The 20,491-nt window shown below is 34.7% G+C and carries 15 protein-coding genes; 7 read left to right on the top strand and 8 right to left on the bottom strand.

The window, feature by feature from the left end:
• Nucleotides 1-22: 22 nt before the first annotated feature.
• Entirely contained in the window at nucleotides 23-760 is a 738-nt protein-coding gene (locus Q0838_RS02870; RefSeq protein ID WP_298950992.1) for a hypothetical protein, read from the top strand.
• Nucleotides 761-795: 35 nt separating this feature from the next.
• Here the strand turns inward: Q0838_RS02870 and Q0838_RS02865 are convergent, their stop codons facing one another.
• From Q0838_RS02865 to Q0838_RS02850, 4 genes are all read right to left on the bottom strand, one after another.
• The gene (locus Q0838_RS02865) at nucleotides 796-2,223 is read right to left on the bottom strand and encodes an SDR family oxidoreductase (RefSeq protein ID WP_298950989.1); all 1,428 of its coding nucleotides are present in this window, start codon (nucleotides 2,221-2,223) and stop codon (nucleotides 796-798) included.
• Nucleotides 2,224-2,325: 102 nt separating this feature from the next.
• Nucleotides 2,326-6,009: a M1 family aminopeptidase gene (locus Q0838_RS02860; RefSeq protein WP_298950987.1), complete on the bottom strand. Its 3,684-nt coding sequence runs from the start codon at nucleotides 6,007-6,009 to the stop codon at nucleotides 2,326-2,328.
• Nucleotides 6,010-6,011: 2 nt separating this feature from the next.
• Complete coding sequence (locus Q0838_RS02855) at nucleotides 6,012-6,911, bottom strand: ABC transporter ATP-binding protein (RefSeq protein ID WP_298950985.1); 900 nt, start codon at nucleotides 6,909-6,911, stop codon at nucleotides 6,012-6,014.
• Nucleotides 6,912-6,988: 77 nt separating this feature from the next.
• A complete protein-coding gene (locus tag Q0838_RS02850; RefSeq protein ID WP_298950984.1) occupies nucleotides 6,989-7,414 on the bottom strand; it encodes a hypothetical protein in 426 nt (141 codons plus the stop codon).
• A gap of 79 nt (nucleotides 7,415-7,493) precedes the next feature.
• Here Q0838_RS02850 and argS point away from each other — a divergent pair, with 79 nt between their 5' ends.
• On the top strand, nucleotides 7,494-9,278 hold the full coding sequence (gene argS / locus Q0838_RS02845; protein WP_298950982.1) for an arginine--tRNA ligase: 1,785 nt from the start codon (nucleotides 7,494-7,496) through the stop codon (nucleotides 9,276-9,278).
• A gap of 223 nt (nucleotides 9,279-9,501) precedes the next feature.
• Here argS and Q0838_RS02840 read toward each other — a convergent pair whose 3' ends face one another.
• From Q0838_RS02840 to rlmF, 4 genes are all read right to left on the bottom strand, one after another.
• The gene (locus tag Q0838_RS02840; RefSeq protein WP_298950980.1) at nucleotides 9,502-9,666 is read right to left on the bottom strand and encodes a Lacal_2735 family protein; all 165 of its coding nucleotides are present in this window, start codon (nucleotides 9,664-9,666) and stop codon (nucleotides 9,502-9,504) included.
• A 141-nt stretch (nucleotides 9,667-9,807) separates the two neighbouring features.
• The gene (locus Q0838_RS02835) at nucleotides 9,808-11,061 is read right to left on the bottom strand and encodes a tetratricopeptide repeat protein (RefSeq protein WP_298950978.1); all 1,254 of its coding nucleotides are present in this window, start codon (nucleotides 11,059-11,061) and stop codon (nucleotides 9,808-9,810) included.
• Nucleotides 11,061-12,401: an AAA family ATPase gene (locus Q0838_RS02830; RefSeq protein WP_298950975.1), complete on the bottom strand. Its 1,341-nt coding sequence runs from the start codon at nucleotides 12,399-12,401 to the stop codon at nucleotides 11,061-11,063. Before Q0838_RS02830 ends, Q0838_RS02835 begins: the two co-directional genes overlap by 1 nt.
• Before the next feature lie 36 nt (nucleotides 12,402-12,437).
• Nucleotides 12,438-13,271 carry a 23S rRNA (adenine(1618)-N(6))-methyltransferase RlmF gene (rlmF, locus tag Q0838_RS02825; RefSeq protein ID WP_298950973.1) on the bottom strand — a complete coding sequence of 278 codons (834 nt, stop codon included), beginning with the start codon at nucleotides 13,269-13,271 and terminating at the stop codon, nucleotides 12,438-12,440.
• Between the two features lie 187 nt (nucleotides 13,272-13,458).
• Between rlmF and Q0838_RS02820 the strand changes: the two genes are divergently transcribed.
• The 5 genes from Q0838_RS02820 to Q0838_RS02800 all read left to right on the top strand — a co-directional run bounded on the left by Q0838_RS02820 (nucleotide 13,459) and on the right by Q0838_RS02800 (nucleotide 20,488).
• Nucleotides 13,459-14,808: a DEAD/DEAH box helicase gene (locus Q0838_RS02820; RefSeq protein ID WP_298950972.1), complete on the top strand. Its 1,350-nt coding sequence runs from the start codon at nucleotides 13,459-13,461 to the stop codon at nucleotides 14,806-14,808.
• A 134-nt stretch (nucleotides 14,809-14,942) separates the two neighbouring features.
• Nucleotides 14,943-17,558, top strand: a complete 2,616-nt coding sequence (locus tag Q0838_RS02815; protein ID WP_298950970.1) for a T9SS type B sorting domain-containing protein — start codon at nucleotides 14,943-14,945, stop codon at nucleotides 17,556-17,558.
• A 199-nt stretch (nucleotides 17,559-17,757) separates the two neighbouring features.
• Nucleotides 17,758-18,279, top strand: a complete 522-nt coding sequence (locus Q0838_RS02810; protein ID WP_298950968.1) for an OmpH family outer membrane protein — start codon at nucleotides 17,758-17,760, stop codon at nucleotides 18,277-18,279.
• Between the two features lie 196 nt (nucleotides 18,280-18,475).
• Entirely contained in the window at nucleotides 18,476-18,760 is a 285-nt protein-coding gene (locus tag Q0838_RS02805) for a hypothetical protein (RefSeq protein WP_298950966.1), read from the top strand.
• Nucleotides 18,761-18,865: 105 nt separating this feature from the next.
• Nucleotides 18,866-20,488, top strand: a complete 1,623-nt coding sequence (locus tag Q0838_RS02800; protein WP_298950964.1) for a SulP family inorganic anion transporter — start codon at nucleotides 18,866-18,868, stop codon at nucleotides 20,486-20,488.
• Nucleotides 20,489-20,491 lie beyond the last annotated feature (3 nt).

Below are 20,491 nucleotides of genomic sequence, written 5' to 3'. Positions count from 1 at the left end.
GATAATACTTTAAACTATGAAAGTGAAAGATTCAATATTCAAAGGTCTAAACCCTGCGTCAACACTTTTATTGATAGAATCTAATCCTTCACTTCTTTCTTTAATGAAGGCGGCTCTTTTTGATTTAATGCATAAACAGGTTTTAACTGTAAAGAAAGAAGAGAAAAAGTTAAACCCTAGAGATAAATATTACAGAGTCTATACGGTTGTTGAAACTGGAGTAAACTTCTCAAGTTATAAGCCTAACACCTTTGAATCTTACTTTATAGATAAAGTAAATGAAGATTCTTATTTTATTTTGATATCGTTTTTAAGAACAGTCTATTCAAATATTCATTCTAGGTATGATTTCTCTACTAAGGTTATAAAAAGTGGTGATTTATCTCCATATTTCAATCTTAATTACTTCTTTTATATTTTTAGTTATGTTTATCGCAAGGTTAATGGCAAGACAAGAGGTAAACAGTTGAAAAATCGTTTAAATGAAATAGATACTACTATTAAAGACGATTTAATAAACAATAAATCACGAGTATATGACATGGTCCAAGAGTTAGGAAGTAATGTATTTTTATTAGAGCATATGGACTTTTCTCTACTTAAAAACTATTCAAGATTAGAATCTAACACTTCTTCAATGAAAAATGAGATTTTAGATGATTATAGTTGGTTAGAAATTTTTATGGACGATAGCTATAATGTTTTTGATAATATCATAACGAGTTCTAGTTTTGATTATGAACCGGACTTTGATTTTTAACAATCAACATTTAGATTTGAGATTTTAAGAAGCATCTATTTCCCAGTTGCAATATGCCTCAACATACCAGCAAAAATAAAATAGTGAAAAGGTAACATAGAGAACCAATACAGTCTACCCCATATACCTTTGGGTCTAAAGGTTGCTGTTTGATGTACGACATTATTCTCATCGATTTCAAATTCTAACCAGGCTTCTCCTGGGACACGCATTTCAGCAAAGAGTAACAATCTTTTCCCTTCCCGATCTGCAACAAGAACACGCCAAAAATCTAAGGCATCTCCAGCATAAATAGTTGTAGAATTAGTACGGCCACGTCGCAAGCCTACACCACCTAAAAGCTTATCTATGTAGCCTCTTATTTTCCATAAAAATGTGGCATAATAGTAACCGTTTTTACCACCTATAGACCATATTCTCTCCAGCGCTGCATCAGCATCTCTAGTAGCTAGTTTTTGAGCATCCTTAAGACATCCATAACTAGGTACTTGTTTATATTTATTGAGACTGTATTTAAACCTACCGCTCACCATAGAATCTTTCCAGCTGCTTACTACCTGATTTTGCTCTATTTTTGCAAATGCCATAGTAAGTGCCTCTTGATAATCGTATAATTCTATTCCTAGCTTTTGAGCAAGATCGTTCTTAGATGCGATCACTTCTATAGCCATGCTGTTTACTAGATTTTGAGCAAGTTTATAACTCGTACTGGTTACAAAGTATAGCCAGTAACTACTCAATTTAGGTGTCATCACAGGTACTGTAATTATGGCTAGCTTTAAGTTTCTGTTTTTAGCATAACCTTGCATCATTTCCTTGTAGGTTAAAATACTCTTACCACCTATATCAAAACTTTTACCATAACAATCTTCTCTACCTAACACACCTATTAAAAAGCTCATCACATTACGTATGGCTATAGGGTGCGTTTTAGTATTCACCCATTTAGGAGTAATCATGACCGGTAATTTTTCACAGAGATCTCTTACTATTTCAAAAGAAGAACTACCACTACCCACAATTATTCCAGCTCTTAATACCGTGAGATGATAATCTCCTGTATATAGTATGTCTTCAACTCGCTTTCGCGAAAGCAAATGCTTACTCAATTTATCCTCGTTTACTATGCCAGAGAGATAAATAACTTGTTTACATTCTGTTTTTCTAATTAGTTTCACAAAGTTTTGTGCGCTTTGTGCTTCTAGTTGATCAAAATCCTCTGTACTTGATGTCATAGAGTGAATCAAATAAAAAGCAGCATCAATATTTTGAGGTAAATTTTGATTTAATTCTATCTTAAGAAAATCTAGTTCTATAACTTCAATTTGATCAAGTATCTCCTGTGGGACAGATAATCTAGTGGCATTGCGCACAGCACAAATCACTTCATGATCTGCTTTAAGAAGCTCATATAATAAACGAACTCCTATATAACCATTTGCACCTGTAAGTAATATTTTCATGTCTTAAAGATACTACACTAAGTAGGTACTGCGGGAAATAGTTTGTTAAAACAAAAACGCCATCTGGTAAGGATGGCGTTTTAAGACTATTGTAAAAGTATTTTATTCTTCTTTTTTATTGTCAGATTTGCTCAACAACATGCGATTATCATCACTGTTTCTATCAATCAGAATATTGAAAGGATCAATTCCTGCTTCAATAGGTTTTGAGTCTACAACAATGTCAAAGGAATTAGAAATCTCAGAGATCTTAACCTTTTTAAGGTAGAGCACCCTTTCTTCTCCTGTTTCTTTGTCTTCTTCTCCAAAAACTCCTACCTCTATATAATCAGCAAGTGGTAACGATTTTATGGCTCTTTTCTTTCCTTCAGGAGTAAATGAAATGCTGTCACCTGCGATGTTTTTGTAAACAGATTTACCTTTTTTATCAGATCTGTATTTACTTGTCAAAGCATTTATGTTGACAAGATATCTACCATCAGGAAGTTCTGTGTAAGTAGCTTTTTTAACTTTATTATCATATAAGGTTATGGTTTCAAACATATCGGTAACTAGATACTGCAATGAGTCTGGTGTTACAGCTCTTATACTTTCCACAAATTCTATAGACGTAGGATAAGGAGCTTCTTTGAATTGATATTTCTTTGCAAATCTTTTTATTACATCATTGAATTTCTTTTCACCTAGATAATCACTCATCGCATACAACACGAGAGATCCTTTTTGATAATGAATGTACTGTTGATTTTCATTAAACATCAACGGATTCTCACCTATAGATTCTACTGTTCTACCTAGTAAATATCGATCCATAGCGTTCTTCAAGAATTTACGCATTTGGGTTTTACCACTTCCTGTTTCCAACACTTTTAAAGAACTGTATTCTGATAGACTTTCAGAAAGTAGAGTCATTCCTTTTGCTTTAGCACCTATAACTTGATGCGCCCACCATTGATGCGCAAGCTCGTGAGCAGTAACACTATAAGGAACATCGACACCGTTTTGGTCATCCTCATCAACATCTGCAATGAAACCTATGGCTTCACTAAAAGGTATTGTGTTAGGAAAAGCTTGTGCAAATCCACCACCAGTTCTCGGGAACTCAATGATACGTGCTTGTCTATGCTGGTATGGTGTATAATTATCATTATAGTAATCTAGACCATCTTTAAGACCACTCATCATTCTATTAATATTATAATCATGATCTGGATGATAGTAAATTTCAAGTTTTACACCATCATGTTCATCTCTTAATACATCATATTTACCACTCATGAAGTTATAAAAGTTAAGTATTTTACTATCCATTTTATAATGAAAGTATTTGCGATCATTTTCTTCCCATTCTTTAGTGAGGTAACCAGGTGCAATGGCTATTTGATCATTACTCGTGCTTACGGTTGCTTCAAAGTCTATCCAGTCGCTATTTCCACCTATATAATTATTATTTGTTGCTCCAGGAGCTAATGGAGATGGCAGTCTGTCCTTAGGAGGTAGGTCGTATTTCTCACGTAATTTGGTATTTCTTATTTCAAAACCATCGCTATATCCTAAGGTAGGGAAAATACCGCTGTTAAGGAATGTACCATTTTGAACGATAGGAGAGAAGTTGTTAAGCAAAGAAGTTTTTCTATTATGCTTATCAACCGTAAAAATTAATGTGTCATTGGGTTGCAGCGCTTCTTGAAATTTATAGATGGTATAATCATAATCTTTATTCTCATAAACGATATCTGCTTCACGGCTTAATTGAATATTAACAAGACTATCCATAGCACTATTAACATGTAAACTGTCGATTGCTACACTAGATTTGTTAACCATAGTCATTACCGCTTTGGCATTGTAATCCCCATCGTAAGGATAGATGTCAACATTTGCTTTCACTGAAATTATTCTAGGTTGAGGTATGTCTAAATATTGAGAAAGGTCTTTTTCATAGTTGACTCTTAATTGTTCTCTTTCTTTCGATGAAGTGATCTCGCGTTCCACATTATTAGACCTCCAGATCATAGTACCTGTGGTAAAGAATCCTATTAGAGATATAAATAATACACCTAACATTGCAGGTTTAAATCTTTTTTTAGCTATGTATAAGCGTTCTACAGCTTTTACACCTACACCTCTTCTGTACAAAGTAATTGCGGTTACGATACTTGCAATACCTAAGAATATCCAATAGACTCTGTAAGCGATAAATTTATTGATAAAACCATAACCATTCATGTCGCTGGCGCTTAAACTGCTACCGCCTTGATTAAATTTAAATTGTGCTTGTTCTATACCTATTCCATCCAAAATTAATGGTATAAATAGGAGTGCAAATAGTAAAAGAATAAATCCTACCCATCTATTTTTAATGAGCGTATGAACAATAAGTGATAATCCTATCCAAGGAATGAACCACCAAATCCCAACTAAGAATAAGTCCTTTAGGTAAAGCCCTATTTCATATTCATAAAAACCTCTTGCCGTTTGAACCGTCATACCGGTAAGCATTATAAAAGATTGATACAATGCAATCATTAAAAATAAAGCTAAAGCCTTTGAGATCAACATAGAAGTATTGCTTACTGGTGTTACATCTAGTATCTGTCCCATATGAGCAAGTCTTGCTCTATTCATCAAAAAACCTCCATAAAGAGCGATAAGAATCACACCAAAAACTCTAAATGATCCAGAAGCATTTGATAGCATACTCCATGTTTTAGGTAAAGAAGATGTTCCAAAAACGCTGTTAATTTCTATCATACTTAAAAATGCAAATAGAAATGCAAACAAAGTAATGATGATAAACGGCCAACTTTTTACGATATATTTAAAATCAGTAAAAGCCATAGTCCATAAAGATTTAAGCTGGTTTGTATAGCTGAAATCCCTTTTTACCCTAGGCATTTCAACTCTTTGAATTACTCCAAAGTTGCTTTTGGTCATTCTCTTTTTCTTAGGTTTCCTTAATGAAATACTTGAAGGGTTTTGAGAGAAATTAAACCTAAAAATAGTACTTATAAAAACGATAAGAGATATAGTTAACCATATCAATCTATTATACAATATATTTCCTTTAATAGGTATCAATTGATTACTTTGCTCATCTGGAGTCCAATATTTGATGGTTTCTGCAAGAGCCGTGTCTCCAGTAGGTTCTAGTAATTGTAACCAGGTAGTGTCTTCCATTTCTTGACCAGCTATTCCAGTTGCAATTTGGACAATGAATAAGATCAATACAAAAATAAATGCAGCATTTAAATTTCTGAAAAAGGCAGTGATCGCAAAAATAATAGCGCTGTAAAAGAATGTATTAGGGATGGTGTAAACTAAGAATGGTTGTAGGTAATTAATCAATTTGAAAGGTCCTAAGTTTTCCTCGTTTGCACCAGGTAAATAAAAACCTATAGTAATAAATACAATACAGCCTAAAACAATAATTAAAGTAATCGTAAACCCAGCTAAAAATTTTGATGCTAGATAACTGACTTTAGTAATTGGATAACTATACAAAACATTATGCATATTATTTCGATAATCTCGTTGTAACGTTCCTCCTATTAATGTAGGTAATAAGAAATAAAGAAGTATCATGAATATACCTAGCATACCATAGATAGAAAGAGCACTATTTACTTTGGCAGTAGAAACTACAGTTGCACCTGTAAAATCAAATACTCCTGATGCAAGAGCACTTAATAACAATGCAAGAATCCATAAAATAGCAGCAAATATATAAGGAGCTGGTTTCTTAAACCAGGTCTTTATCTCGTGTAAATAAATCGTACTAAACATTATTATGCATTTGAAAGTTCAGTTACACCTTGATCTTGGCGCAATGTAGTAAAGTATACATCTTCTAGTGTTGGGCTCGCTTTCGCGAAAGCGGAATCCAATAAATCTTTACTGAAAACACGTATCATTAAATCACTATTTTCATTAAAACTAGTAGAAATAACATTGTATTCAGATTCATAACGCTCTAATTCTTCTCTTTCAATAGATCTAGTAAACACCTTACCATTTAATGCTGCAACCATTTCTTTAGGAGTTGATTGAGCGAGTATTTTACCACCATTAAGAATCGCCATGTCGGTACAAAGCTCTTTAACGTCATCCACAATGTGAGTGGAGAAAATAACAATATGATTAGTTCCTATTTCTCTAAGAACATTTAAAAAGCGTCTTCTTTCTGCAGGGTCCAGTCCAGCTGTAGGTTCATCTACAATAATTAACTTAGGGTCGTTAAGTAGTAATTGAGCGATTCCAAAACGTTGTTTCATACCGCCAGAATATCCAGCTACGTGCTTGTGTTGTACCTCAGTAAGATTAGTGATTTCTAGCGCTTTTTCTACGATAAGTCTTCTATCTGATTTGCTAGAAACACCTTTAAGAGTTGCAAAGTAATGCAGCAAATCATGAGCACTCATTTTAGGATACACACCAAATTCTTGTGGTAAATAACCCAGTGTTTTTCTAAATTCAATTTTATTATTTAATATATCTAGTCCATCGAGATGCACACTTCCAGAATCTGGAGATTGTAAGGTAGCAATGGTTCTCATTAAAGAAGACTTACCAGCACCGTTAGGACCTAGTAAACCGAACATACCAGCCTTGATATCTATCGTTACATTATCTAGTGCTTTTACACCATTACTATATGTTTTAGAAACATTCTTTAAACTGAGAATCATGCGATTGATTTTTTTATTTAAAGCGTTAGTGTCTCCTTCATGCGATACGTTACAGTTTTTACTTAAAAATACGCTTATTATAAATCATCTATGTATTCAAATCCTTGATCAGTTTTTAATTGGGCTAGTTTTTCAAAAAACTTATGAATTTTCTTATGATCTGCCTTTACTTTAATAAAATAGTTATCCCTATGTATGCTGTACTCCTGGGCTTTTCCTTTATAAATAACCAGTTTATAATAGGGAATAGGCAGGGCATAGGTTTCTAATAAAGATCTAAATCTTAAAATGACACCATTTTTTCTCAATTCGATGTTGCAAGAATTGATGTTATTATCTAGTACTAATAGATTATGAATTTGTATACTGCAGGCTGTAATTAAAAGCTTAGGAGAACCAGATCCTTTTAATTTCCACCTTTCTTTTAAAGAGAGAATAGCACCTACCTCGCTAGAAATAGCGCGTTCTATTTTAGGATTATTGTAAGAGACATTATGTAGCATATCGTAAAGTTACATTCTTAGTAGTAGTAATACCCTAAGCCTTTCATAATCCTTATCTTTGCGGGCTTAAATTTTTATTATGACACTTTTTCAACAACTGGAGAACGCATCAAAAGAAGCTGTAAAATCAATTTTTTCTATAGAATTAGATAATGTAGAAATTACGCTTACGCGAAAGGATCAAAACGGAGACTTTACCATCATGGTATTTCCTATGTTACGTCATATTAAAGGTAATCCAGCAGCGATAGGACAGCAAATAGGGGAGTATCTTAAAGAGCATACAGATTTAGTCACCGATATAGAAGTCATAAAAGGTTTTTTAAACATAACAGTAGCTGCAACCGCGTTCTTAAAAGACTTTAACCGTATTCTTAGTGATAAGAATTACGGTATAAAAAGTCAAGACACTACCCAACCTGGTGTTATGGTAGAATACAGTTCTCCTAACACAAATAAACCGCTTCACCTAGGGCATGTTAGAAATAATTTATTAGGATTTTCTGTAGCAAATATTATAGAGGCCACAGGACGCACAGTAAATAAGACGCAAATTATAAACGATCGAGGGATTCATATCTGTAAATCCATGCTAGCGTGGAAGCAATATGGAGAAGGCGAGACTCCAGAATCTACAGGCTTAAAAGGAGATAAATTAGTAGGTAACTACTATGTAAAATTTGATCAAGAATATAAAAAGGAAATAGCAACTCTTATCGCTCAAGGTAAAACCGAAGAAGAGGCAAAGAAAGAAGCTCCATCTATTCTAGCAGCTCAAGAAATGCTTCAAAAATGGGAGAAAGGCGATGCTGGTGTAGTCGCGCTGTGGGAAAAGATGAATGGATGGGTATATGACGGTTTTGAAACTACCTATAGAAATCTAGGAGTAAACTTTGATAGTTTGTATTATGAAAGTAATACGTACTTGCTAGGTAAAGATGTCGTACAACAAGGCCTTGATAAAGGTGTTTTTGAAAAAGATCCTGATGGTTCTGTATGGATAGATCTTACAGAAGATGGATTAGATAGAAAAATAGTTCTACGTAGTAATGGAACTGCAGTTTACATGACTCAAGATATAGGAACAGCTATCCAGAGAGTAAAAGATCATAACATTAATTCTATGGTGTATACCGTAGGTAATGAACAAGATTATCACTTTAAAGTACTTTTCTTAATACTTAAGAAACTAGGTTTTAACTGGGCAGAGAATTTATACCACTTAAGTTATGGTATGGTAGAGCTTCCTTCTGGTAAAATGAAATCTCGTGAAGGTACTGTGGTAGATGCTGACGAGTTGATGGAAGAAATGACCTCAACTGCAAAAACCATTGCACAAGAGCAAGGAAAATTAGAAGGTCTTTCTGAAGATGAGAAAGAACGTCTGTATAATATGATAGGCTTAGGGGCTTTAAAATACTTTATGTTAAAAGTAGATCCTAAGAAAAACATGATGTTTGATCCGGCAGAATCGGTAGACTTTCAAGGCAATACAGGTCCTTTTATTCAATATACACATGCTCGTATTAAGTCGATATTAAAGAAGTCAGGATTTGATCATAACAAATTAATGACTGCCACAAATTTAGAGTTGACAGATAAGGATACGGCAGTGATTATGTCATTACAGCAATATCCTAACATGATACAAACTGCAGCAGATAAATACAGTCCAGCTTTAATTGCAAATTATGTGTATGAACTAGTAAAAGAATTCAATTCTTTCTATCAAAACGTACCTAAGATAGTAGAAGAAAATAATGCACACATGAAGCAATTCCGTTTGTTATTATGTTTTAAAACAGCAGTTGTCGTAAAAAGCGCCTGTCATCTTATGGGAATAGAAGTCCCTGAACAAATGTAAAATAAAACGAGTTTATGTTTCTAATATAGTAGGGCTTCTTATTAATTTATTATGAATTAATAAGAAGCTTTTTCTTTATTTAAAACTCAAGTAGTCAAATGATTATAAGGGTAGAATGTATATTACTTTACTATAAAAAGGTCTTTAGGATCATAAAACAGCTCATAACATTTGTTATAATTCATGTTTTTTAATGATAAGATGATTCCTCAGCGTTTTTAGATTACTGTAACGCGTCCATTTTTTTGAGAATCTCGTCAGCCTCTGCATAAGCCTTATCGCTCGCCGCGCGATCTGATTTAGAAAGCGAGTGGTAATCTTTCATGAGTTTTTCATACTCAGATTGCAGTTTTTCTAACTCTGTTTTCTTTTTAAATATTTTAAACATAATACATAATTTGAAAAGTAGTCGTGATGATTTTTATACCTTTCGTATTAAATCTACTTTATAGCATATTTTCTAATTAAAAAAGAACAGTGAGAATATCATGTATCGATATTTCCTATTCTTTCTTAATTTTATAGAGCTTTATATATTACTTCTTTTAATACTTACAGCATTTGCAAACCACTGGAAAGCAAAGAAACTTATTAAAAAACCGATGACAAAAGGGTTGTCCACATTACCAGTAGTAAAGCTTATAAATAATGCAATAGAAGCGATAATAGTCATGATACCGGCAGCGAGTGGCATCATATATTTAGGTTTAGTCTCCATATAAAACATGCTCCATGGAATCATTAATATAAGTCCTGCTATAGCAACCATTAAAAACCTGCCGTCTTCTAGTGTTAAATAAGCCGCAACACCACTGAGTGAAATCAATACACAAATACCAGTAAAAATCACAGCCTGCTTTTCTTTCTTACCTAACAAGAACTTTGCATATTTATTAAAGCTGAAAAGTAATTTAGAAATAGGGCCTATAATCCATGTGCTCAAAGCAACTAGAGCTAGCAGTATTACAATAGGAGATAGAAAAGGCTCTAGTGCAGGTACTGAGTCTGCTACATATCTCAACAATCTAGTCCCTGCATAAAAGCCTATGATAAAATACCATTGATACTTTGCAGCCATATTACCTATCCAGAACTGGTATTTTAAAAACCATCGATACACAAAATACTTAGCCTGTAATGCCTGCATCATTCCCGATTGAGCATAAGAATTATTTGGGTCATAGCGTAGTGCTTCTTTAAAGTGCTCCAGCGCATCTTTATGCTGTCCCATTTCTAGCTTATTCCAGCCGTAATTTGTGTGGGTATAAGAATCCTCTGGATTTTCTCCCAGCGCCCCTTTTAAGGTTTCTTCAGACTCTGCTTTTTTATTTTGTTTTAATTGTGCGGTACTTTTTACATTAAGGGCAAGCAAGTTAGCTGGATCTAGAGATAAAGATTTTTCAGCTAGTTGCTCTGCTTCTTTATACCGCTTTCGCGAAAGCGATATATGAGCCAGCATCGCATAATTTTGTGGCTCTTGAGGATTTAAACTTATCGCTTTTTTTAGTAATTCCTCTGCCTCATCATAACGTTCTACGTCTAGCATTATTCGTGCCTTAGTAGCGTATAATAAATCGGTAGATGGCGATAATCCTATAGCTATGTCTATAAAATGATTTGCTTTTTTAGGGTCGTCTAGGGCTAGATTTACTTCGGCCAGTAGATGCAGGCAGGAAATACTATTAGGATCTTGAGTCAGTGCCTGGTTAAGTAACTGCTCTGCCTGTGGATAGCGTCTTTGCTGGAAAAGTAAATAGGCTCTTTCATATAAGGCTTCTATCATTACTTTTTAATCTTCAAATAAGTCAGTATGTCGTCATAAAGCCCAGATTCATTTGCATAAACAGCAAAGTTCTTTGCAGTAGTAAACCATTCCTTTGTACTAGGTTTATGCTGTTTAAGAGATTTTAAAAGATCTTTTGTGACCAGTGGTTGTGGTGCTCCTAATTTTATAGCATCTTCTAGTTTGTTCTCTATTGCGATGTCTATCACCGCTTCTATGTCTGCGCCAGAGTATTCTGGAGCTTTTTTTGCGAGCGCTTTAGTGTCTATATCTTTAGTAGGTTTTTCTTCTAGTTTAAGATCAAAAATAGCCTCTCGTGCTGGAGCATCTGGTGGCGGTACAAAAAGTATGCGGTCGAATCTTCCTGGACGTCTGAAAGCGGTATCTAGATGCCACGGCATGTTAGTCGCTCCTAAAATAAGTAGACCTTCATTATCATTTGATATTCCATCTAGCTCTTGTAAAAACTGGTTGATTAAATTTTTACCAGCGCTTTGTTTCATGTCACTGCGACTAGCACCTAGAGCATCTATTTCATCAATAAATAAAACACAAGGCGTATTATTTCTAGCTACTTCAAAAATGCGGTGTAGGTTTTTTTCAGAATTACCTATCCACATGTCTAAAATGTCATTAAGGCTTAAGGATATAAATTTTGCGTTGATCTGGCCTGCGGTAGCTTTGGCAATATAAGTTTTACCACATCCTGGAGGTCCGTAAAGTAAAATACCACCACCTATTTTTTTACCATAGGCTTTATAAATTTCTGGATGTAATAAAGGCTGTACGATCTTTAAATCGATCTCGCGCTTTACATTTTCCATACCGCCTACATCCTTAAAACTTATTTCTGGTTTTTCTATAAAGACGCTTGCTTCATTAAACCCATCGTCGTACTCATCATCGTACGCGTCATCTTCTTCATAATTATTTTCGGCTGTAGATGGCATTCTTAATTGTTTATCTAACTCGTCATCACTAAAATCGGGATGGAATTTCAATAAATCTTGATATGCATCTACTGCTTGTTGTGTGTCATTAGACCTCACTAATGCACGTGTATAGAATAAATGAGTATCTAGATCTTTATTGCCTTCTTGAATCAGGCTTTCTAAGATAACGATGGCCTTAGAATAATTTTTCTGTTTATAAGAAATAAGGGCGAGGCCTATTCTAGCCTTAGGCTCTGCCTTGTACTGTAAAATAATTTCATACTCTTCTTCAGCTTCTTCTAGCATGTTAGCTAGTCGTAGCGACTCGGCCAGGTGTAATCTTAATGGGATATTATCTGGAGAGAATTCGAGTGCTTCTCTTAAATTCTGAATAGTTTTATCGTCCATTTATTTTCTTCAGTAAATTTTTAAAAAGGGGATTTCTTAGTTTTTAAATCTCCATGCAACAAAGCGAGATTCTTTTTTACCGGTAGTCATTTCTACAACTCTTACGTCTGCTTTGAGTTTTTTAAGTTGTTTAAGGGGTTTTATGAGGTTTTGCTTTTGCGAAAGCAAACACGTAAACCATCCTACCTGATTTTTAAAAGCTACAGATTCTTTAATCATACGCTTTATAAAAAGTGCTTCACCACCATTGCACCAAAGCTCGTGAGAGTGACCGCCAAAGTTGCGTATCTCTTCTCGTGTACCTAGTTTTCTTTGTTTAGTTATATTTGCTTTTATGGCTTCTTCTTCACTAGTGTAAAAAGGTGGATTACACATCGTGAAATCATAGTTTTCTCCATCTAGAATGACACCTTTAAAGATATTTCCTTTATCAATTTGATGACGTATTTCTATGGCGTCATTTTTTAAAGTATTCTTTTTTGCAAATCCTATACTGTTGTCATCTACATCACAACCTACCATATTCCAATCATAAATGGCATTACCTAAAATAGGGTAAATGGCACTAGCGCCACAGCCTATGTCTAGACCAGTCCTATCTCCTTTTTCAAGAAGGTCAGCTATGTGGTGTATATAGTCTGCACGACCTGGAATAGGTGGATACAAAGATTGTTCTGGTAGTTTCCAGTATTTAATTTTATAATGATGTTTTAATAAAGCGGTGTTGAATTCTAGTATGGCCCTAGCGTCACTAAAATCTATAGTTGCTGCTCCCGTAGGGCTTTCAATTATATGTTGTTCTAGTTCTGGGTGTGATTCGGTTAGTTTTTTAAAGTCGTAACCGTATCTATGTATGTTTCTTAAATGCATGATGCAAAGATACTTTAAGTAGGATATTATTACCTATTATGTACTTCAAAGTTATTCTAGTATCATTCTCTTTAAATGAAGATAAAACACATTACCAGACTCCTTTTAAATGATGTAAAAACGGAACTCTGTTTCTCATACTGCTGTCTTCAACCTAATAAACTACCTTTGCAAAAAAATTACCAGTATGAAATCCTTTGTAGATCTGAATCTTAAAACACCATTAATTAATGGATTAGAAGAATTAGGTTTTGAGACCATGACGCCTATTCAAGAAGAGGCTTTTCCAGTTATTCTTTCAGGTCGAGACATGATCGGTATCGCGCAAACAGGTACTGGTAAAACGCTAGGTTACATGTTGCCATTACTTCATGAACTTAAATATGCTCAAGTTAATGACCCTAGAGTATTAGTTCTTGTACCTACTAGAGAGCTGGTAGTACAGGTAACTGAAAATATAAATCAATATTCAAAGTATCTTAACTTACGTGTGTTAGGGATTTATGGAGGGACTAATATCAATACACAGAAAAAAGCATATGCCGACGGTGTGGATATTCTAGTTGCTACACCTGGTAGACTGTATGATCTTATTATAAGTCAAACGGTAAATTTAAAGAACTGTAAAAAGGTAGTAATAGATGAGGTAGATGTAATGCTGGATCTAGGTTTTAGATTTCAACTTACTAATATCTTTGATCACTTACCTAAGAGGCGTCAGAATATTATGTTCTCTGCAACGATGACAGACCAGATAGAAGGTTTTATTAAGGAATATTTCTATAATCCTGAAAAGATTTCTATTGCTGTCTCTGGTACACGTTTAGAGAATATAGAACAGACCGCTTATGCCGTAGAAAATTTTTACACAAAAGCAAATCTACTCATGCACTTAGTCAGTGATAAGGAAAAGTTTCACAAAGTACTGGTCTTTGTAGGGAATAAGAAAAGTGCAGATAGATTACAAGAAGTGCTTAGTCCTCATTATGGTGGTGAAATATCTGTAATACACTCTAATAAGACACAAAATTACAGATTGCGTTCTATTGAACTCTTTGATAGTGGTGAGAGTCGTATTCTAGTTTCTACAGACGTTATGGCGCGCGGACTAGATCTAGATAAAATATCGCACGTTATTAACTTAAATGTGCCTGCATTTCCTGAAAATTATATGCACCGTATAGGTAGAACAGGTCGTGCTGAAGAAAAGGGTAGATCTATCTTATTCTACACAGAAAAAGAAAAAGAAGATAAGGAGAATATAGAGGAATTGATGAGTTATAAAATTCCTGAATTAGAATTTCCTGAAGAAGTTGAGATTTCAAAACAAAAAACACCAGAAGAGAAACCTGTAGTACGTGAGATTTTTAACCCTCATAAAGTAATAGAAGAGGAACGTGGAGCAGCTTTTCATGAAAAAAGTGAGAAGAATTCTAAGACTAATGAAGGTGGTAGTTACCGCCGTATCATAGCAGCAAAATATAAAAAACCTAAAACGCGCGGTGATAAAGGAGCAAATAGACGTCGTAAAAAATAATTGTATTTAAAGCTCTTTTTAAACATAAGTGTTTTGATCTTTAAACTAGCGTCACAACGCTGGTAACAATTTCTTAATGTAGGTGTCTACTTATTTAAGCATCTGAAAATCTTATTTTTGCAAAAAAAACAAATTTGAAGAAGCTATTATTTTTTTGTTTCATAATTTTAAGTGCAACATTTGTAAATGCACAAGCGGTAAACACGGCCTATTTGTGTTTGAGAAATGGAAATGTGGTTCTTGCAGATTTAAGTTCTTGTAGTTCTACGGTAGTAGCTACAAATAGTCAGTCCATGTTTGACATAGCGCAAGGTGATAGCGCTACTACTCTTTATGGAATATATGATACAGAGTTGTATTTAATAGATCTTAATACAGGTAATTTTACCTTATTAGGTAGTCTTACCATCATAGGACATAGTGGTAGCTTTAGGGTAGACTCGCTGGTAAAAGAGCAAAATGGTGTTTTACTAGGAGTGAATAAAAATGGCCAAGGAGAACTTTTTAGAATTGATGTAGCCGCACTTACCGCTACTAATTTAGGAGCAACAGGTTTCAATAGCGCAGGAGATTTAACCTACTTTAATGGAGATCTTTATTTAAGTGCGGCAAATAGTGAGTTGGTACAGGTTAATGTAGCAAACCCAAGTGCATCTTTCTTAGTAGGTAGTATGGCTAGTAATGGTTTTGGAAGTGTTTTTGGTGTAGTGACTATAATAACAGCAAATCCATGCTCTGCTGCGCCTACCATAGAACTAGTTGCCACTGGTGGACGTACCACTAAATTTGTGGACGTTTCTAACGGTAATACCACAAATAACTGCACTAACTTTTTGCCTTCAGATATTTTTGGGGCTGCAGAGGTTACATCAGACATACTTTGCCCTATCAATGTAGAAATTATCGATACCACTCGCATGAGTCCTGACCCTACTTCTTACTGCAGTCAGGCTACTACGACTTTAACCGCAAATGCAGATCCTGCTGTAGCATTAGGAACTTATTCTTATGAATGGCGAGAGCAAGGTAGTACTACCATTATAGGAACTAACAGCACATTACCTATAAACATTAATACGACTACTGTTTATGAATGTACGATAACAGATAGTGGTATTGCACCACCAGATAACTTTGCTGTAGATGTGATTACTATAAATGTAGATTCTACGTCGTCATGGATGCCGCTAGGTAATATTTATGCAAACTCTAACTACACACTACCTGGAATTACCGGTACTAACGTGCCAGCTAACAGTGCCTATTATACAGGTCCTAATGGAACAGGAACACAATATAATATAGGAGACATAGTTACTGAATTTGATTTTATAACTAATCCGGTCACTTTATACATTTATGGAGATGAGACTAACGGTTGTGAAATAACAGGACAGTTTGATCTAGAATTTGTAAACGTACAATTAACAATAACGCCGGGCGGTATACAAGATATTTGTGCTGGAGAAACGGTAACTTTAACAGCCACAGCTGCTCCTGCAATAGCATATGGAACGTACACTTATAACTGGACCGATTACCAAAACACGGTTTACCCTAACACAGATTCTATAGTTTTTACGGCAACAGTAGATACCACGGTAGCGCTAACTGTAAATGACTCTGGTGTAGAAAACGGTGCAGATATGGGATTTGATATGACAGATTTTAATGTCTTGACACCTGTAGATATAACAGCTATTACTGATCAGACTGCGACATCTACATTTACTTTCCCAGTTATTAATGGAACAGGATTAACCGCTGCGCAACGTTATTATACACAACCTAATGGTATGGGAACTGCATATGATGCAGGTGATATTGTTAATGCGTCAGATTTCACATTGCTACCGGTGACACTTTATATGTATGACACTAACGGTGCATGTGAGGATCAAGAAAGTTTTTTACTCAACTTTGATATCCCTTTACCATTAACGGTTTCTATAAACGCTACCGCAAATGATTTTTGTGTCGGAGAAATAACAAATTTAACTGCCACACCTAATCCTGCTATGGCGCAAGGAACGTACACTTATCAATGGGTAGAGCAAGGCACAACAGCCGTTTTATCTACAAGTAATACATTAACGGTAACGCCATTAGTAAATACCACTTATGAATGCACCGTGGCAGATAGTGGATTAACGACTAATAATACGGCAACTTCTACCATAACAATTAATGTAATCGATGTGCCAGTTATAGATGTAATAGATAATCAAAATAGCACCACCACATTTACATTTCCTCCTATTACAGGTGTTCATTTGAGCGGTAATGAGATGTTCTTTACACAGCCAGACGGTTTAGGAACAGCTTATAATGCTGGTGATGTAATAGACATAATAGAGTTTGTTAGTTATCCAGTTACAATTTATGCCTATGACGTAAATGCGTCAGGCTGTAGGGATCAGGTTAGTTTTAATCTGGTAATAACAGAAGATGTAATTATCCCAGAACCAGAGGTAGAGTTGTTTCATGTGCCAGATTACATGACACCTAATAATGATGGCTATCACGATTACTGGCAAATAGAGGTTTTTGAACCGTCCGTTCAATTTAGTAATATCTATATTTTTGATAGGTACGGTAAATTACTCAAGCAACTTTCCATCGACGGCCTAGGTTGGGACGCTACTTATAACAATAACGCGTTGCCTTCTTCTAGTTATTGGTATAGTTTTGAATATACGTATAATGGAAATACCTTGTTAAAAAAGGGATTCTTTGCAGTAAAACGTTAAGCTGGTTTGTCAATTTGTTGCTGGAATAAAAAAGTGATTCTTATGATAAGTTCGCTTTCGCGAAAGCGGAACCTCAACAACCATAACACTAATTAACACTAAAAGACCTAAAAGTGGTCTAATAGTTGAAAAGTGATGGTAGAATATGTCCAAAAGTGTAAGAGGACTTAACTATCTTGCACACCTTAATTTAAATAAAATGAAAAAATTACTTTTAGTATTATTTTTAGCCGCTGGAACAGCAATGGCACAAACTGGTTATGTAGCATCTGAGGCTCTTCTTCAATCTATGCCAGAATTTCAAACAGCACAACAAGAAATCACTAAATATGCAGAGTCTATAAAAGCAGATGATGTAAAAGCAGAAAATAATGCCAGAACTAGAATGGCAGAATTGCAACAAAAAGTACAAGAGCTTTCTAAAACAGCAACAGATGAGGCTACTTTTAATAAAGAAGTAGAAGTGTACAAGACACAAGCAGCTGCTATCGAGAGCGAGCTAGTTAACAGTAAAAGAATCGCAGAGCAAAGACTAGGCGAGAAACAAAACAAGTTAATTACTCCACTTACCGTTAAGTTAAATGAGGCTATTAAAAAAGTAGCTCTTGACAAAGGTTATAAAGTAATAGTAGACATTAACTCTATCGCTTTTGCAACAGAAGAAACTAACATAAGTCAGGATGTAGCCAGAGAATTAGGTATCCCTATGCCGTCTAACTAAGACTTACATAGTAATATTTAAAAGTCACTTCTAACGGAGTGACTTTTTTTTTGGTATTTTAGCAAGAATATGTTAAAAAACTTAACGTTATTAAATATAGGTCAAGAGCAGCATTACCCTGGTCTATACAACAGGTGCCTGTAAATAATATATGTCTATACTTAAAAAGAGATTTAATTTTTTCATGTTTGCGTGCATGATAATGATAAATGCTTTGATTTTGAGCCAGCCTGTGGTAGAACTGTTTGTAAAAATGGATAGTAGTATTACCCATATCGATACAGATGTAGACAGCGATATTGACGCAGAGGAGAGTTTTAAAAAAGATGCTCAAAGCCTTAAAGTATTTAATGATTTCCATTTCATAGGTTTTAATGATGAGGTCCTGAATCAAATCGTTTTAAATAATCTATTAGAGTTAGTAATGGAAAGTTATTCTCAAGAAATACATAGGCCACCGCCCAAAGGGATGATCGCATAACCTGCGTAAAGATCATCTCTTAAATTTTATATTTATCAATGAATCTGTTTTACAGTTTAATCCATTTTAAAAGTTCCTATATTTATGAGGGACAATACAAGTATTATGCAATATTCAAATCCTTTTAAAAATTTTAAAAACGATATCCCAGCAAGTGTCGTGGTCTTTTTTGTAGCTTTACCTTTATGTCTAGGTATAGCACTAGCCAGTGGTGCGCCACCATTTGCAGGACTCATAGCTGGTATTATAGGTGGAGTAGTAGTAGGTTCTATAAGTGGCTCTAATATAGGAGTCAGTGGTCCAGCTGCTGGACTAGCCGCTATAGTTGCTATTGCGATCAAAGATTTTGGTGGTCTAGAAAATGGAGGGTTCGAGATTTTCTTGGTTGCAGTAGTTATAAGTGGATTGATACAGATCGCTTTAGGGTTATTAAAGGCAGGAATCATAGGTTATTACTTTCCATCTTCTGTTATTAAAGGGATGTTAGTAGGAATAGGAGTTATTATTATATCAAAACAAATACCTCATTTCTTCGGTCTAGATAAGAATCCTATGGGTGGTTGGGATTTTATTCAAGTAGATGGTGAGACTACTTTCAGCGAAATCATAAATATCGGTGAGTACATAAGTCCAGGAGCAACCCTTGTAGGCTTAATAGGTCTAGCGATACTATTACTTTGGAATAACGTATTGAATGGTAAGTCAAAGATATTTGAGATCATTCAAGGACCTCTAGTGGCTGTAGTAATAGGTATCGTGTATTACGTAATAACTAGAGATGCTGGTTTCTGGAGTATATCTACAGATCATTTAGTAAAAGTTCCTGTGCCAGAAGATTTTGATTCTTTTGTAGGGCAGTTTACATTTCCAGATTTTTCTCAGGCTGGACGAGTAGATGTAATTATTGTAGGTTTTACTATAGCACTGGTTGCATCATTAGAAACCTTATTATGTGTTGAGGCGACTGATAAATTAGATCCGCGTAAGAGAGTAACACCTACTAATAGAGAGTTGATAGCACAAGGAACTGGTAACATACTCTCTGGTCTAGTCGGTGGTTTACCTATAACACAAGTTATTGTTAGAAGTAGTGCAAATATTCAATCTGGTGGTAGAACAAAGATGAGTGCTATTTTACACGGTTTCTTGTTACTGGCATCAGTAATTTTGATTCCGACTTTAATGAATAAAATACCTTTGTCTGTTCTTGCGGCCATACTCTTAGTAGTAGGATACAAGCTAGCAAAGCCAGTAACATTTAAACACATGTGGAAAGCCGGTTGGAGACAGTTTATACCATTTATTGTTACCGTAGTATTGTTGTATTTTAATTTCTTATTAGGCGTAGGAGTTGGTCTTGCGATAGGAATTATAGTCACTCTTTATCAGAGTTTTCAAAACTCTCACTTTCTTCATGCTACACAAAGTAATGAAGATGGTAGAAATGAAGTGAAAATGGTCCTTGCAGAAGAGGTTACTTTCTTTAATAAAGCAACTATTTTAAAAGAGTTAGATAACTTACCCCAAAATACATTTCTAGAATTAGATGTTAGAAAAACTAATTATCTAGACCATGATGTTATAGAAATCCTGGACGACTTTAAAGAAAAGGCAAAAAACCGAAAAATAAACATTAAATTGATATCTGAAAGAGGTATTATTGAGAATCCAGATAGTTTCTTAGAGTTTTTCAAATTAAGACCTATTCAAGATAAATTTAAAAGATAAAAA

Source organism: uncultured Nonlabens sp. (assembly GCF_947495285.1).
GTDB lineage: Bacteria > Bacteroidota > Bacteroidia > Flavobacteriales > Flavobacteriaceae > Nonlabens.
Note: the sequence above shows the minus strand (reverse complement) of the source record. Positions and strands in the feature narration are given on the sequence as shown.

Excerpts from the sequence above, each read along its gene's own strand:
- argS (WP_298950982.1), top strand. The coding sequence starts at position 7,494 with ATGACACTTTTTCAACAACTGGAGAACGCATCAAAAGAAGCTGTAAAA.
- Q0838_RS02865 (WP_298950989.1), bottom strand. The coding sequence starts at position 2,223 with ATGAAAATATTACTTACAGGTGCAAATGGTTATATAGGAGTTCGTTTA.
- Q0838_RS02860 (WP_298950987.1), bottom strand. The coding sequence starts at position 6,009 with ATGTTTAGTACGATTTATTTACACGAGATAAAGACCTGGTTTAAGAAA.
- Q0838_RS02820 (WP_298950972.1), top strand. The coding sequence starts at position 13,459 with ATGAAATCCTTTGTAGATCTGAATCTTAAAACACCATTAATTAATGGA.
- Q0838_RS02810 (WP_298950968.1), top strand. The coding sequence starts at position 17,758 with ATGAAAAAATTACTTTTAGTATTATTTTTAGCCGCTGGAACAGCAATG.
- rlmF (WP_298950973.1), bottom strand. The coding sequence starts at position 13,271 with ATGCATTTAAGAAACATACATAGATACGGTTACGACTTTAAAAAACTA.
- Q0838_RS02855 (WP_298950985.1), bottom strand. The coding sequence starts at position 6,911 with ATGATTCTCAGTTTAAAGAATGTTTCTAAAACATATAGTAATGGTGTA.
- Q0838_RS02805 (WP_298950966.1), top strand. The coding sequence starts at position 18,476 with ATGATAATGATAAATGCTTTGATTTTGAGCCAGCCTGTGGTAGAACTG.
- Q0838_RS02840 (WP_298950980.1), bottom strand. The coding sequence starts at position 9,666 with ATGTTTAAAATATTTAAAAAGAAAACAGAGTTAGAAAAACTGCAATCT.
- Q0838_RS02800 (WP_298950964.1), top strand. The coding sequence starts at position 18,866 with ATGCAATATTCAAATCCTTTTAAAAATTTTAAAAACGATATCCCAGCA.
- Q0838_RS02850 (WP_298950984.1), bottom strand. The coding sequence starts at position 7,414 with ATGCTACATAATGTCTCTTACAATAATCCTAAAATAGAACGCGCTATT.
- Q0838_RS02835 (WP_298950978.1), bottom strand. The coding sequence starts at position 11,061 with ATGATAGAAGCCTTATATGAAAGAGCCTATTTACTTTTCCAGCAAAGA.
- Q0838_RS02830 (WP_298950975.1), bottom strand. The coding sequence starts at position 12,401 with ATGGACGATAAAACTATTCAGAATTTAAGAGAAGCACTCGAATTCTCT.